Annotated in this window: 15 protein-coding genes, 1 rRNA gene and 1 other annotated feature; of the genes, 8 read left to right on the top strand and 8 right to left on the bottom strand. The window is 30.9% G+C overall.

Going from position 1 to position 13,782, the window contains the following annotated elements; genetic code table 11:
• Nucleotides 1-12: 12 nt before the first annotated feature.
• From trpA to trpE, 7 genes are read right to left on the bottom strand one after another with little or no spacing between them, the layout of a single operon-like run.
• On the bottom strand, nt 13-804 hold the full coding sequence (gene trpA, locus VIM70_RS16355; RefSeq protein ID WP_331946842.1) for a tryptophan synthase subunit alpha: 792 nt from the start codon (nt 802-804) through the stop codon (nt 13-15).
• Nucleotides 801-1,976: a tryptophan synthase subunit beta gene (gene trpB / locus VIM70_RS16350; RefSeq protein WP_331946841.1), complete on the bottom strand. Its 1,176-nt coding sequence runs from the start codon at nt 1,974-1,976 to the stop codon at nt 801-803. The genes trpA and trpB overlap by 4 nt, the downstream gene beginning before the upstream one ends.
• Nucleotides 1,976-2,572, bottom strand: a complete 597-nt coding sequence (locus tag VIM70_RS16345) for a phosphoribosylanthranilate isomerase (protein WP_331946840.1) — start codon at nt 2,570-2,572, stop codon at nt 1,976-1,978. The genes trpB and VIM70_RS16345 overlap by 1 nt, the downstream gene beginning before the upstream one ends.
• On the bottom strand, nt 2,565-3,332 hold the full coding sequence (gene trpC, locus VIM70_RS16340) for an indole-3-glycerol phosphate synthase TrpC (protein WP_331946839.1): 768 nt from the start codon (nt 3,330-3,332) through the stop codon (nt 2,565-2,567). Before trpC ends, VIM70_RS16345 begins: the two co-directional genes overlap by 8 nt.
• Entirely contained in the window at nt 3,329-4,330 is a 1,002-nt protein-coding gene (trpD, locus tag VIM70_RS16335; protein ID WP_331946838.1) for an anthranilate phosphoribosyltransferase, read from the bottom strand. The genes trpC and trpD overlap by 4 nt, the downstream gene beginning before the upstream one ends.
• Nucleotides 4,311-4,898 (bottom strand): aminodeoxychorismate/anthranilate synthase component II, encoded by a 588-nt coding sequence (locus tag VIM70_RS16330; RefSeq protein WP_331946836.1) that lies wholly within the window; start codon nt 4,896-4,898, stop codon nt 4,311-4,313. The genes trpD and VIM70_RS16330 overlap by 20 nt, the downstream gene beginning before the upstream one ends.
• Nucleotides 4,898-6,328 (bottom strand): anthranilate synthase component I, encoded by a 1,431-nt coding sequence (gene trpE, locus VIM70_RS16325; RefSeq protein WP_331946835.1) that lies wholly within the window; start codon nt 6,326-6,328, stop codon nt 4,898-4,900. The genes VIM70_RS16330 and trpE overlap by 1 nt, the downstream gene beginning before the upstream one ends.
• A 51-nt stretch (nt 6,329-6,379) precedes the next feature.
• Nucleotides 6,380-6,685: a binding site (T-box leader), on the bottom strand.
• Nucleotides 6,686-6,889: 204 nt separating this feature from the next.
• Between trpE and VIM70_RS16320 the strand changes: the two genes are divergently transcribed.
• The 6 genes from VIM70_RS16320 to VIM70_RS16295 all read left to right on the top strand — a co-directional run bounded on the left by VIM70_RS16320 (nt 6,890) and on the right by VIM70_RS16295 (nt 11,602).
• On the top strand, nt 6,890-7,282 hold the full coding sequence (locus VIM70_RS16320; RefSeq protein ID WP_331946834.1) for a hemerythrin family protein: 393 nt from the start codon (nt 6,890-6,892) through the stop codon (nt 7,280-7,282).
• A 124-nt stretch (nt 7,283-7,406) separates the two neighbouring features.
• Nucleotides 7,407-9,287, top strand: a complete 1,881-nt coding sequence (gene htpG / locus VIM70_RS16315; protein ID WP_331946833.1) for a molecular chaperone HtpG — start codon at nt 7,407-7,409, stop codon at nt 9,285-9,287.
• Between the two features lie 136 nt (nt 9,288-9,423).
• Nucleotides 9,424-10,206, top strand: a complete 783-nt coding sequence (locus VIM70_RS16310; protein ID WP_331946888.1) for an HAD family hydrolase — start codon at nt 9,424-9,426, stop codon at nt 10,204-10,206.
• Between the two features lie 141 nt (nt 10,207-10,347).
• A complete protein-coding gene (locus VIM70_RS16305) occupies nt 10,348-10,632 on the top strand; it encodes a putative quinol monooxygenase (RefSeq protein WP_331946832.1) in 285 nt (94 codons plus the stop codon).
• Between the two features lie 59 nt (nt 10,633-10,691).
• Nucleotides 10,692-11,327 (top strand): flavodoxin family protein, encoded by a 636-nt coding sequence (locus tag VIM70_RS16300; protein WP_331946831.1) that lies wholly within the window; start codon nt 10,692-10,694, stop codon nt 11,325-11,327.
• A 140-nt stretch (nt 11,328-11,467) separates the two neighbouring features.
• The gene (locus VIM70_RS16295) at nt 11,468-11,602 is read left to right on the top strand and encodes a hypothetical protein (RefSeq protein WP_264174585.1); all 135 of its coding nucleotides are present in this window, start codon (nt 11,468-11,470) and stop codon (nt 11,600-11,602) included.
• A 36-nt stretch (nt 11,603-11,638) separates the two neighbouring features.
• On the opposite strand, the gene hydE is transcribed toward VIM70_RS16295, so the two are convergent.
• Nucleotides 11,639-12,682 carry a [FeFe] hydrogenase H-cluster radical SAM maturase HydE gene (hydE, locus tag VIM70_RS16290; RefSeq protein WP_331946830.1) on the bottom strand — a complete coding sequence of 348 codons (1,044 nt, stop codon included), beginning with the start codon at nt 12,680-12,682 and terminating at the stop codon, nt 11,639-11,641.
• A gap of 325 nt (nt 12,683-13,007) precedes the next feature.
• Between hydE and VIM70_RS16285 the strand changes: the two genes are divergently transcribed.
• Nucleotides 13,008-13,238 carry a glutaredoxin family protein gene (locus VIM70_RS16285; protein WP_331946829.1) on the top strand — a complete coding sequence of 77 codons (231 nt, stop codon included), beginning with the start codon at nt 13,008-13,010 and terminating at the stop codon, nt 13,236-13,238.
• Between the two features lie 429 nt (nt 13,239-13,667).
• A 16S ribosomal RNA gene (locus VIM70_RS16280) occupies nt 13,668-13,782 on the top strand; the annotation flags it as partial.

Raw genomic sequence — 13,782 nt, 5'->3', positions numbered from 1 at the left:
AGCTTTTTTAGTTTAATTTATAGCATTTTTTATTTCTAATGCAAAATCATAGACTTTTTTTAGTATTTCTTCTCTAGCTCCACCCTCAGCCACCAATTTTATTATTGCACTTCCAACAATAATTGCTTCGCAATAGGGCGCATATTTCTTTGCCATTTCAGCATTAGAAATTCCAAAACCCAGGCCTCTAGGCATCTCAGTGTAGCTTTTGATTAAATCCATATATTCTTTAATGTCTGTATTAAGATTTTGCCTTGTACCTGTTACACCATTTACTGAAACACAATACACAAAACCCTTTCCCAGATTAGTAATTGCTTTAATTCTACCATGCGATGTTGGGGCAACCATTGGTATTATGCATATGTCATATTTATCTGCGATTGCTATTACTTCAGCTCTCTCTTCCAAGGGGAGATCTGGAATTATTAATCCATCAATGCCAACTTCACTGCATTTCTTAAAAAAATTTATATCACCATATTTGAAAATTGAATTATAATAAAGTAGATATACTAGTGGGATTTGTGTTTTTTCTCTTATTTTGCAAACCTTGTCCATAATAGAATTTATTTTAATCCCATTAGATAAGGCTCTAGTAGAGGATGCTTGTATTACAGGACCATCAGCCATAGGATCAGAATAGGGAATACCTATTTCTACTATATCAGCTCCAGCTTTTTCAAGAGTTAAAACTAATTCTAAGGTGGTATCTAAATCGGGATCTCCTCCTGTTACAAAAGGTATAAATGCTTTTTCGTTTTTGGTTTTAAGATAATTAAACTTTTCAACTATTCTATTCATAGTTTTACCCCCATTATTTGTGCAATTGTATTGATATCCTTATCACCACGTCCTGAAAGGTTAACAATAATTATTTTATCTTTTGTGAGTGTTGGTGCGAGTTTCATAGCATAGCTAACGGCATGAGCACTTTCTATAGCAGGGATTATTCCTTCAACTCTTGTGAGTTCCATAAAGGCATCAACGGATTCGTCGTCTGTAGCACAGACATACTGTGCTCTATTAATGTCATGTAAATAAGCATGTTCAGGTCCTATTCCAGGGTAATCAAGACCTGCAGAGATAGAATATACAGGCATTATCTGACCATCTTCATCTTGAAGCACGTATGTCTTCATTCCATGAATTATGCCTATATCCCCCTTAGTTATAGTAGCTGCATGTTGCTCTGTATTTAACCCTTTTCCTGCTGCTTCAACTCCAATAAGCTTTACAGATTTATCTTCGATGAAAGGATAGAAAATCCCCATAGCGTTACTTCCACCACCAACGCATGCTATTATGTAATCTGGTAATCTATATTCTTTATCTAATATCTGTCTCCTAGCTTCATCTCCAATAACTCTTTGAAAGTCACGCACCATTGTTGGATATGGATGTAATCCTACGGTAGATCCTATAACATAAAAAGTATCATCCACGTTACTGACCCAATTTTTCATAGCTTCGTTAACGGCATCTTTTAAGGTTCCGGTGCCAGTAGTGACTGAGGTAACCTTAGCCCCTAGCATTTTCATTTTAAACACATTTAGAGATTGCCTTTTTATATCTTCCTCGCCCATAAATACTTCGCACTCAAGTCCAAACATTGCAGCTACGGTAGCCGTTGCAACTCCATGTTGACCTGCTCCGGTTTCTGCTATTATTCTTTTCTTTCCCATTCTTATTGCAAGGAGTATTTGCCCTAATGCATTATTAATCTTATGAGCCCCAGTATGGTTTAGATCTTCTCTTTTTAAGTATATTTTTGCTCCACCTAATTTTTTTGTAAGATGCTCAGCATAATACAGTGGAGTTTCCCTGCCTGCATAGTCCTTAAGATAATATTTAAATTTTGCTATAAACTCAGGGTCTTCCATTGCCTTTTCATATTCCTTCTCAAGTATTATAACTGCATTCATTACTGTCTCAGGTGCATATTGACCTCCAAATTTTCCAAATCTACCTTTCATTATAACTCCCTCACTTTCTTAATAAATTCTTTTATTAATGCATAGTCTTTAAATCCATCTCTTTCTACTCCGCTGGACACATCAACTCCGCATGGTTTTAACTTCATAATTGCTTGTTTTATATTTTTGCAGTTTAATCCACCAGCTAGCATAATAATATTGCCATCAACTTTTTTTTCTGCAAGGTTCCAATTAAAGCTATCACCGGAGCCTGCAACACTATTATCTAAAAGAAATTTTGAACATTTGTAATTTTTCATTTCAGAAATACTTTCAATATTATTAATTTTAAGTGCTTTCCAAATCTCATATCCCTTAAATTTATTTATATATTCCTGGCTTTCATGGCCATGAAACTGTAGAACCTGAAGTTTTAATTTTTCAGCAATGTCGAATACCACGGATGGATCTTCATCAACAAAAACTCCAACTTTTTTTATGTCGCACCTTAAATTATTTATTAAATGGTAGGCATAATATTTATCTACTTGTCGTTTGCTCTTAGCAAAAACAAAACCTGCGTATTCTGGGAGGAGCTCGTTAAGATACTTTATGTCCTCTAGTCGTCTTATTCCACAAATCTTTATTTTAGTCATGGCATGCCATAAGAAAAGAGGACACACTACCTGGGTCTCTCATAAAGGATTCTCCAATTAGTACTGCATTCACTTCTATTGATTTTAAATACTTAACATCACTTATAGAACTTATGCCACTCTCAGATACTATAATCTTGTCTTTTGGTATATACTTCATTAGGCTCTCAGTAGTATGAATATCGACATTAAAATTATTTAAATCTCTATTATTTATGCCAATTATTTTTGAACCACATTCCAGGGCAAGTTCTATTTCAACTCTATTATGCACCTCTACCAAACAATGAAGTCCTAAGGAAGTTGCAAGCTCGAAATAAGATTTAAGTTTATCCTTAAGAACAGAGGTTATTAACAAGATTGCATCAGAACCAAGGAAATGGGATTGATATATCTGATACTTATCTATAATGAAGTCTTTTCTTAAAATAGGTTTCGATGTTTTTTCTTTAACTAATCTTATATTTTTATCATCTCCTAAGAAATATTTTTTCTCAGTTAGAACCGAAATAGCGTCAACACCATATTTTTCATAGTTTAAAGCAGTTTTAATAGGATCAAAATTTGGATCAATAAGTCCTTTAGATGGTGAAGCTTTTTTTACTTCAGCAATTATTGATAGGCCATTTCCTGTAAGTGATTGTCTAAAATCTCTTATTACTCTAGTTTCAATATTAATAAAGTTTTCTAATGGTTTATCAATTTTTTCCACTGTAATTTGGTGCACCTTATTTTCAACTATTTCATCTAATATATTCATGATAATCTAAGCTCCTCAAGTTTTCGCAAAGCATAACCTGAATCAATTAAATTTTTGGCCATTAATACTCCATCTTTTAAAGCTTCACATTTTTTTCCTATATATAATGCTGCAGCTGTATTTATTACAACAATATCCCTTTGAGGCCCTTTTTGTCCTTTTAAAATATTGAGTATAATACCTGCATTATCTTTAGCATTACCTCCACTTATATTTTCAAGGAATGTTCTTTTAATGCCATAATCTTCTGGATATATTTTATAATCAAATACAATTCCATCTTTTAATTCACTAACATAGGTAAAACCCGTTGTTGTTATTTCATCTAATCCATCCTCACCGTGAACTACAAGGGCTCTCTCTGATCCAAGCCTTCCTAAAACCTGAGCAACTGGATTGGTTAAGTCTTTACTGAAAACTCCAAGTGACTGGCCACGTACAAAAGCTGGATTTGTTAATGGCCCTAAAATATTAAAAATAGTTCTAGTTCCTATTTCACGTCTTGGCATTGCAACATTCTTCATAGCTAAGTGATAGCTTTGAGCAAATAGAAAGGCCATACCTTTTTTCTCAATTAATTGCGCTGCATCTTTAGGGTCTACATTTATATTAATTCCAAGTTCAGTTAGGACATCTGCACTTCCACTTTGACTGGAAACTGCACGATTACCATGTTTTGCAACCTTGACTCCACCGGATGCTGCTATTATTGCGCAAATGCTAGATATATTAAAAGTTTTCCCACCATCTCCACCAGTTCCACATGTGTCAATAGCATAATCACTAATTAAATTTATACGTTGTGCATTATCTCTCATAGCTTTTGCACAACCTGTTATTTCTTCAATGGTCTCGCCCTTCATTCTTAAACCAACAAGGAAAGCTCCTATCTGAGACTGCGTGGCTTCTCCTATCATTATTCCATTCATAAAAGCATAAGCTTCATCCTCTGTTAAATCCTGATTCGCTATAATTTTACTAATCACCATCTTTAACATTACAGATTACCTCCACAAAGTTTTTTATTATCATTTTTCCTGTTTCAGTAAATATTGATTCAGGATGGAATTGAAGCCCATATGTTTGAAATTTTTTATGTTTAATTGCCATGATTATCCCATCTTTTGTAACAGCTGTAATCTCTAAGTCTTTTGGTAGTGTAGATTTTTCAACAATTAAAGAATGATACCTCATTACTTTTAAGTTATCCTCTAAATCCCTAAATAAACCTTTCCCATTATGATTAATAATAGAGGTTTTTCCATGTTTAATTTCTGGTGCACTTATAACTTTTCCACCATAAGCATAACCTATAGCTTGATGCCCTAGACATATACCCATAATTGGAAGCATGCCTTCAAAGGCTTTTATAACATTTATACTTAAACCAGCATTTTCAGGCCTACCAGGCCCAGGAGAAATAATAATGCCTTTCAATGGCAGGGTTTTTAATTCTTCAATTGTGAATTTATCATTTCGAACAACTTTCACGTTTTTATATAATTCACCTATATATTGATATAAATTATAAGTAAAGGAATCATAATTATCAATAATTAAAATCATTATAATACCTCCCGGAGTGCCATAGTTTTATTTAAGGTTTCTGTGTATTCCGTATCTGGCACTGAGTCATAAACTATTCCAGCACCACCTTGAACATAAGCAAAATTATCCTTAAATACTATTGTTCTTATGGCTATGCAAGTATCCATATCTCCACCATATGAAAAATTACCAATGGCTCCTGAATATATACCGCGTCTGACATTTTCTAGTTCATCAATTATTTCCATAGCTCTTACCTTTGGGGCACCGGAAACTGTTCCGACTGGTAAACAAGACTTAAGTGCATCAAAGCAATTTAATTCACTCTTAAGTGTGCCAGTCACTTTTGAACATATGTGCATTACATGAGAAAAGAATTCTACTTCCATAAATTTATCTAGCTTTACTGACCCAAATTCACATATTTTTCCTATGTCATTCCTACCTAAATCTACAAGCATTAAATGTTCTGCAAGTTCCTTCTCATCATTTAATAATTCTTCTTTTAACTTCTGGTCCTCCTTTGGGGTTCCACCTCGAGGTCTTGTGCCAGCAATAGGATTCGTCATTACTTGATTTCCCTTAACTTTAACTAAACTCTCAGGAGATGCCCCAGCAATTTCAAAGCCCTCAAAATCTATATAAAACATATAAGGTGATGGGTTGTTACGCCTGAGCCTTCGATATACCTCAAAAGGATCATTGCTATTTTCAATTTTCAACCTTTGAGATAAGACAACTTGAAAAATATCACCTGAAGTTATATAGTCCTTTCCTTTTGTGACCATTTTGCAAAAATCCTTCTTTGTATAATTAGATACTACTTTTGCATTTTGCGATGCTTCAATAAATTTATGAGTAATGTGCTCTTCATTAATTAATGATTTCATATTATCTAGTTTGTTTATCACAGTATTATAATCTTCATCTTCTTCTGGAAATACATTATAAATTAACATAATTGTGTTTTTAAAGTGATCAATACATATAAATTCTTTGTAAAAAAGCAAACAAGTCTCTGGGAGGTTTAATTCATCTGGATTATTATCTGGTAAGTTTTCATATTGCCTTATTATGTCGTAACCGATATAACCAATTGCGCCTCCGATAAAAGGTAGTTCTAAGTCTAATTTATCATAATTTTTAAGTAAGTGACCCTGCGCATAGTCTAATATTTTGCCTGTTTTTTCTTTAATTTCATTTTCTTTTGTTATAGTTACATTTTCACCTCGGCTGCTTAATACCATATAAGGATTACTTCCCATAAAGGAGTACCTTGATTCCTCTTTAGAAGATGAAGCACTTTCTAGTAAAAACTTATGTTTTCCCTTTAATTTGTAGTAAATATTTACTGGGGTAAGTTCATCGCCGTTGATTTTAATAAACATCGGAAAAATTACTTTCAAAGATTTTTTCTCATCGAATTCTTTTGCAGTTAAATTAACCATTTTATTACCACCTCTTTATTTTTTTGTACAACAAAAAACACTTCATCCGTATAATGGGACGAAGTGACCGCGGTGCCACCCATATTAGTTATTATGATACAAAAAAATAAAAACACCTCATCCTATTAAAGGACGAAATGTAAAATTTCGCTTTACCACCTAAATAACTATCTTTGTCAGGCACGGATTTCTCGATTGCCCTGTCCATGTAACGGTAGACACTCCGGTAAATGCTACTACTAGTTCGCATCACATCTCACAGACCCATTCAATAAGAGTTACAGTACCCAGCTTTCACTTTTCCAGGTTCGCTTAAACTAAACTCCCTTATCTACTCTTCCTGTTCATTGATATTGTTTAACACTATACATCGTAAATTAATATTTGTCAATATGTATTTTATTAATGAGAACTTATTGTAAATGAAAATTTTGATTAATTATTCTTGTAAATTAAATTAAAACAAAGTAAGATAAAGATATAATATTAATAGCTATTAAGGAAGTAACTATAACCTATATAATATATTAAAATTAATTCAAGCGGGGAGGAGATTAATTAATGTTTGAGATGAAGGAAAAATATAAAACTTATAATCAAAAGATTGATGCAGAACATGAAAGACTTTTTGAAATAGGAGAAAGGGCTTATCAATTACTTATAGATCCATATGATATTGATAAATACGATAAAATAGTAGGGGTAATAGAAGAATTAAAAGAGTATACTGTTTATCATTTTAAAGCTGAAGAAGAGTATATGGTAAGTATAAATTATAAAAGATTATTTACCCAAAAAATAGACCATGCATTTTTCATTAAAAAGATGGATGAAGTTGATTTAAGTAAAATTGATGAAAACCAAGATGAAGCCATAATGGGGATATTAACTTTTTTAAATGAGTGGTTGGTAAGTCATATATTAAAGAAGGATCTACTTATAATGGCAAAATAAGATACTACTCACATTGACAAATCTTAAAAAAAGGTGTATTTTATAATTATCGTTAGCACTCAAACACATAGAGTGCTAACAAAACCAAAAAATAAGAATAACGGTACGAAAGGGGAAATTTTAATTGGAAAAAAAGCAGTTTAAAACGGAGTCTAAGAGAATTTTAGATATGATGGTAAATTCAATATATACTCATAGAGATATTTTTTTAAGAGAACTTATCTCAAATGCAAGTGATGCTATTGATAAAATTTATTATAAGACATTAGCAGATGATTCATTAAATTTTGAGAAAAGTAATTACTACATTACAATAGCAACTGATAAAAAAACTAGAACAGTGAAAATTTCTGATACTGGAATTGGAATGACAGAGGAGGAGCTTAGTGATAACCTTGGAGTTATAGCTAAAAGTGGATCTTTGGATTTCAAAAAAGAAAATGAAATAAAAGATGGATATGATATAATTGGTCAATTTGGAGTAGGATTCTATTCAGCATTTATGGTAGCAGATAATATTACTGTTATAAGTAAAGTTTTTGGTAGTGATAAGGCTTATAAGTGGGAGTCTACTGGAGCAGAAGGATATACTATAGAACCTTGCGTAAAAGATTCTGTTGGTACAGAGATTTCACTTAAAATAAAAGAGAATACAGAAGATGATAATTTTGATAAATATCTTGATGAACACGGATTACAATCTATTATAAAGAAATACTCAGATTTTATTAGGTATCCAATTAAAATGGATATAAGTGAATCAAGACTTAAAGAAGGTAGTGAAACAGAATACGAGGATATAATAGTTGAAAAGACTGTAAACAGCATGGTTCCGATATGGAGAAAAAACAAAAGTGAACTTACTGATGAAGATTATAATAATTTCTATGCTGAAAAGCACTATGGCTTTGACAAACCAGCGAGGCATATTCATATAAGTGTTGATGGTACTATAAGTTACAATTCAATTTTGTATATACCAGAAAAAACACCTTATGATTTCTATACTAAGGAATATGAAAAAGGCTTAGAACTATATTCAAGTGGTGTATTAATTATGAACAAGTGTGCAGATTTATTACCTGACTATTTTAGTTTTGTAAAAGGAATAGTTGATTCAGAAGACTTATCACTTAATATATCTAGAGAAGTATTACAACATGATAGGCAACTTAAACTTATAGCTAAAAACATTAAAACTAAAATTAAAAATGAGTTAGATAATTTACTTAAAAATGAAAGACAAGAGTATGAAGAATTCTACAAATCATTTGGAAGACAACTAAAGTATGGTATTTATAGCGATTTTGGTAGTAATAAAGATACTTTGCAAGACTTATTGTTGTTTTATTCATCAAAGGAGAAAAAAAATGTTACTTTAGATGAATATGTTTCTAGAATGCCAGAAGATCAAAAATATATTTATTATGCTTCTGGAGAATCAAATGAAAGAATTGAAAAATTACCACAAATTGAGATGGTATCAGATAAAGGATTCGAAATTTTATATTTTACTGATGAAGTAGACGAATTTGCTATAAGAATGATAATGAAGTATAAAGAAAAGGAATTTAAATCCGTATCAAGTGGTGATTTAGGAATAGAAGTGGATGAAAAAGAAAATCCTTCTAGCACTGATGAAAAAGATAATAAAGAATTATTTGAACATATGAAAATTGCTTTAGCAGGTAAAGTTAAGGATGTTAGAGCATCTAAAAGACTTAAAAATTACCCAGTATGTTTATCAAATGATGGTGACCTTACAATAGAAATGGAAAAAACATTAAATTCTATGCCTAACAACGAAAATGTAAAAGCAGACAAGGTTTTAGAAATAAATATAAATAATGATATGTTTAAAGTACTTAAGGAGTCTTTTGAAAAAGATAAAGACAAATTAGATTTATATACTAATATATTATATAATCAAGCTCTACTCATTGAAGGATTACCAATTAATGATCCAGTAGAATTTACAAATAATATATGTAAAGTGATGAAATAACAAAAACGCATTAACAATAAAAATTTAAGAAATTTATGAGCTATAAATGAACACTAGTTCGTTTATAGCCCATTTTTGTTATTAAAGAATTACTTGTTAATACATCTACTTAAACGTTACTAAGGGGGAAATACTTATTATAAAACTTATTGCAACTGATATGGATGGAACTTTATTAAATGATAAAGGGAATATAGATGAAAAAATATTTGGTTTGATACATGATTTGAATGAGAAGGATATAAAATTCGCGGCGGCGAGTGGCAGATTTTATTCGCAACTGAGCTTAAATTTTAAAAAGGTAAATACGGATATGATATTCATTGCACATAATGGAGCTCTTATTAAGTATAATAACAAAGGAAAAACGCTATATTCAAATAATATTGCCAAAGAAGAAATAGAACACGTAATAAATTTAAATCCACAACTAGGAGAAGAAATGTTTTTAGCTGGAGAAAATGAAGCATTTATAGTAAATCCATCAAAAGTTATTTTTCATGAGCTCACCTGCGTTGATGTGCCTGTGGTAAAATTGAAATCTTTTAGTGAATTAAAAAGTCCAATATATAAGATTACTTATTATATGGCAGGTGGCGTAAGTTCCGCTATAATAAATCATTTGAAAGAAAAATTGGATGAGAAACTTGAATTTGTTGTATCTGGAGGTAAATTTATAGATATAATGAATAAAGGCATAAGTAAAGGAAGTGCTATAAAAATACTACAAGAAAAATTTAAAATAGATCAAAATAATACAATGGTTTTTGGTGATTATTATAATGATTTAACTATGTTTAAAGCAGCACATTATAGTTATGCAATGAGGAATGCCCCAGAAGAAGTGAAAAAACATGCTAATTTTATAACAGAAAGCAATAACGAAGATGGTGTTTATAATGTTATAGCTTCTATGTAGAAATATTTGATTTAGAATAAATAACCTTTCCCAAGGTATCTTACAAAAAAGTGCATACTTGTTCTATATTTTCTAATGGCGTATACTTTAAAATAGAAATGTATTTGATTTAAAATAGCTTAAAGGAGCGTGAAAATTTTAATGATTACTATAGTGGCAAAAAATTCAATAAAACAGGAAAAAGTAGAGGAATTCAAAATTTTAGCAGAAAGACTTATTAGTGAAAGCAGAAAAGAAAAAGGAAACATATCCTACAATTTATATCAAGATGCTAATAAGTCTAATATATTAGCATTTATAGAAGAGTGGGAAAATGACGATGCTGTTAAAATTCATAATGCCTCAGAACATTTTACTAGTATTGTTCCCAAATTTGCAGAGCTAAAAGAAGGTCAGTCAGTGATTAATATATATAAAAAGATATAACAAAATAATGAATTTGCTTATAGGTATAATAGTGGCAAATATAAAAGGAGGTTTTACAAATGAAAGTCGTAGCTTTCAACGGAAGTCCAAATAAACAGGGCAATACTTATCATGCATTAAAAATGGTTGCAAATGAGCTCGAAATAGAAGGAATAGAAACGGAAATTATTCATGTTGGAAACAAGTCCATAAGAGGATGTATTGCTTGTAATCAATGTGCAAAGAATAAAAATGAAAAATGTGTGCTACCTGGTGATGAGGTTAATGAGTGGATTCAAAAAATGAAAGAAGCAGATGGAATAATTTTAGGATCCCCTGTACATTACGCATCAATGGGAGGGACTATGAAATCATTTTTAGATAGAGCTTTCTATGTTGCAGGTAATAATGATTCAATGTTAAGACATAAGGTTGGCACAACTGTTGTTGCTGTAAGACGTGCTGGTGGGATTCCAACCTTCAATCAGTTAAACAACTATATTAATTATTCGGAAATGTTAATTCCAACCTCAAATTATTGGAATGTCATTAATGGCACAACACCTGGTGAAGTTTTACAAGATGAAGAGGGTGTACAAATTATGAGAGTGCTTGGGAAGAATATGGCATGGCTTATGAAACTTGTTGAAAACGGAAAAGAGAATATTAAAGCACCAGAAAGAGAAGAAAAAATATTTATGAATTTTATTCGTTAATATAATATTATATAAAAAAACTGTACAAGATTTATTACATCAAACAGAACTTTTAATGATACAAAGATTATAAATATTAAAAATATAGAATAGAAACTACCTTTCTAGGATAATATAATTCTAGAAAGGGGGAGTTTTTAATGCCCAATAAAGCTACAAAAATGAATATACAGCATGATTTAAATAAGAAACACAACAAGCCTGGAATTAAGGATGCAGAAGGTGAACCAGTTAATAATAAACCAATTAAAGAAGCGAAACATACATTTCGCTAAAAAAAGAGCCTTGAGCTCTTTTTTTATGATATAAAATTATTTATTAGGTTTATCTCCTCTAAATCCATAATTAGTTGAAATTGTTCTTCCAATACTATTAATTTTACCGGTTATGCATCCGCGACAATGAATTGGAGTATCTCCAGTACATATCTTTCCAGGATAAAGTGCGTAATATTTTCTATATTCACCTTCTGTGACATTTGGCATAACTACATTGGCACCACTTTGCAGAGCCATTAATCTTCCGTTTTTGGCTAAGGACTCCATAGCAGTTGTTGCAGGTATATTGATGTCTGGTAGGAGTAAACGAGTTATAGCCATTACCTTAAGTGCCATAGTGAGTTCTCGACCTTTGACATTTGCAAGTGGTGTGTCTTCATTTGGAATAAAAGGTCCTATGCCCAACATGTCAGCGTTTATTTCTTTGAAAAACAATATATCATCAGCATATGATTCTATTGTTTGGTTTGGAAGACCAACCATAACACCTGTTCCAACTTCAAACCCTAATTCTTTTAAATTTTTCAAGCAATTCAGTCTGGTTTCATGACTCATGCCTGGATCCAAATCTTCATATAGTTTTTTATCTGTTGTTTCAATTCTTAGAAGATATCTATCGGCGCCAGCATCTTTAAAAGCTTTGTATTCATCATAAGTTTTTTCACCTATACTTAAAGTCAGGGCTAAATCTAAAGCTTTAATACCCTTAATTATTTTGACTACTATATCCCTTGTATAATAATCATCTTCGCCACCTTGAAGTACTATAGTTTTATAGCCGATAGTTTTTGCTTTAGTGGCAAAGTCTAAAATTTGTTCCACAGTTAATCTATATTTAACTAAATTTTTGTTATCCCGCCTGAGACCACAATAAAGACAATTGTTTTTACAAATGTTAGTAAATTCAATAAGACCTCTAAGATGAACTTCATCGCTTACATATTTTTTGCGTACCTCATCAGCGGCGTTAAATAATTCTTGGTCTAAATAATTACAACTTAAAATAGAGATGATTTCATCTTTGGTTAACTTATGAGTTATTTTTGCATTATTTATAGCTTCTAATAGTTTAATCATTATTTGGCACCTCCCCATATTTATATTTTTAGTTACCTAGTTACAAAATACTTATAAATTATTTTGTAACTAACACATAGTGTTAAGACTATCATAATATTATAAAAAATATATGTAAACCTAAAATACAAAAATATTATTATTTATTATTAAATTTAGTGGAATACTAGTTAAATAATTGTTATTTATTTAAATTCAAAATCTATAAAAATTAAAAATTAAAAACTAATATTATTGACTCAGTAAAAGAAAAATGGTAGTATGAAAATAAATTGAAAGGTATGGGATGTAAGTTGAAAGAGTCAAAATAAAGGAGAGATTATTTATGAATAAAATTGAGATTTATACAAGTAATGCTTGTGGATTTTGTCATATGGCTAAGGAGTTTTTCGAAGAAAATAATATTGAATATATAGAGCATAATATTTCTGAAAATCTTGAAGCAAAAAAAGCACTCATAAAAAAAGGATATAGGTCGGTTCCAATAATAGATATAAATGGAGAAGAAATGGTTGGGTTTGATAAGGAAAAAGTAGTCGCTTTATTAGGTATATAAAATAATAGGATATAAATGAGGAAAAGAAGCTAATATGGCTTCTTTTTCTTTGAGGTAGTTATCTTAATTGCATCCTCTCTGTATGATTTGGGGACAAGTAATAATAATTATTATTACTTGTCCTCAGTTAGAGTTGAGGAACTTAGATTCTAAATATTATTAAATATTTTAAAAATATTGACATGAACAAATACAACTGATATAATATGAAAAGTAGTCACTTGTTGACGAACAAATAGATTAAACTGGTCTTTGAAAATTAAACAGAGAAATAGGTAAAGAAATGAAATAACATTTTATTTTAACCAGTTAATTACTTTAGAAAAAAGTAATATTTTAGTCGTAAGACTAAAAAGTATGTAATGAGCTTGCTAACCAACTTTACAGTTGGCGCAGATTAATTATTTCAACTAAAAAAGTGTAAACTTTTAAATTGAGAGTTTGATCCTGGCTCAGGACGAACGCTGGCGGCGTGCCTAACACATGCAAGTCGAGCGATGCGATCCTTCGGGATCAATTAGCGGCGGACGGGTGAGTAACACGT

This window comes from Clostridium sp., assembly GCF_036569345.1.
Classification (GTDB): domain Bacteria; phylum Bacillota; class Clostridia; order Clostridiales; family Clostridiaceae; genus Clostridium_AD.
The sequence above is the reverse complement of the archived record's forward strand: the minus strand, read 5'-3'. Positions and strand labels throughout refer to the sequence as shown.

Coding starts and splice junctions, on each gene's coding strand:
- trpD (WP_331946838.1), bottom strand. CDS start 4,330: ATGTTAAAGATGGTGATTAGTAAAATTATAGCGAATCAGGATTTAACA.
- VIM70_RS16300 (WP_331946831.1), top strand. CDS start 10,692: ATGAAAGTCGTAGCTTTCAACGGAAGTCCAAATAAACAGGGCAATACT.
- trpE (WP_331946835.1), bottom strand. CDS start 6,328: ATGGTTAATTTAACTGCAAAAGAATTCGATGAGAAAAAATCTTTGAAA.
- VIM70_RS16320 (WP_331946834.1), top strand. CDS start 6,890: ATGTTTGAGATGAAGGAAAAATATAAAACTTATAATCAAAAGATTGAT.
- trpA (WP_331946842.1), bottom strand. CDS start 804: ATGAATAGAATAGTTGAAAAGTTTAATTATCTTAAAACCAAAAACGAA.
- trpC (WP_331946839.1), bottom strand. CDS start 3,332: ATGAATATATTAGATGAAATAGTTGAAAATAAGGTGCACCAAATTACA.
- hydE (WP_331946830.1), bottom strand. CDS start 12,682: ATGATTAAACTATTAGAAGCTATAAATAATGCAAAAATAACTCATAAG.
- trpB (WP_331946841.1), bottom strand. CDS start 1,976: ATGAAAGGTAGATTTGGAAAATTTGGAGGTCAATATGCACCTGAGACA.
- VIM70_RS16295 (WP_264174585.1), top strand. CDS start 11,468: ATGCCCAATAAAGCTACAAAAATGAATATACAGCATGATTTAAATAAG.
- VIM70_RS16285 (WP_331946829.1), top strand. CDS start 13,008: ATGAATAAAATTGAGATTTATACAAGTAATGCTTGTGGATTTTGTCAT.
- VIM70_RS16305 (WP_331946832.1), top strand. CDS start 10,348: ATGATTACTATAGTGGCAAAAAATTCAATAAAACAGGAAAAAGTAGAG.
- VIM70_RS16330 (WP_331946836.1), bottom strand. CDS start 4,898: ATGATTTTAATTATTGATAATTATGATTCCTTTACTTATAATTTATAT.
- VIM70_RS16345 (WP_331946840.1), bottom strand. CDS start 2,572: ATGACTAAAATAAAGATTTGTGGAATAAGACGACTAGAGGACATAAAG.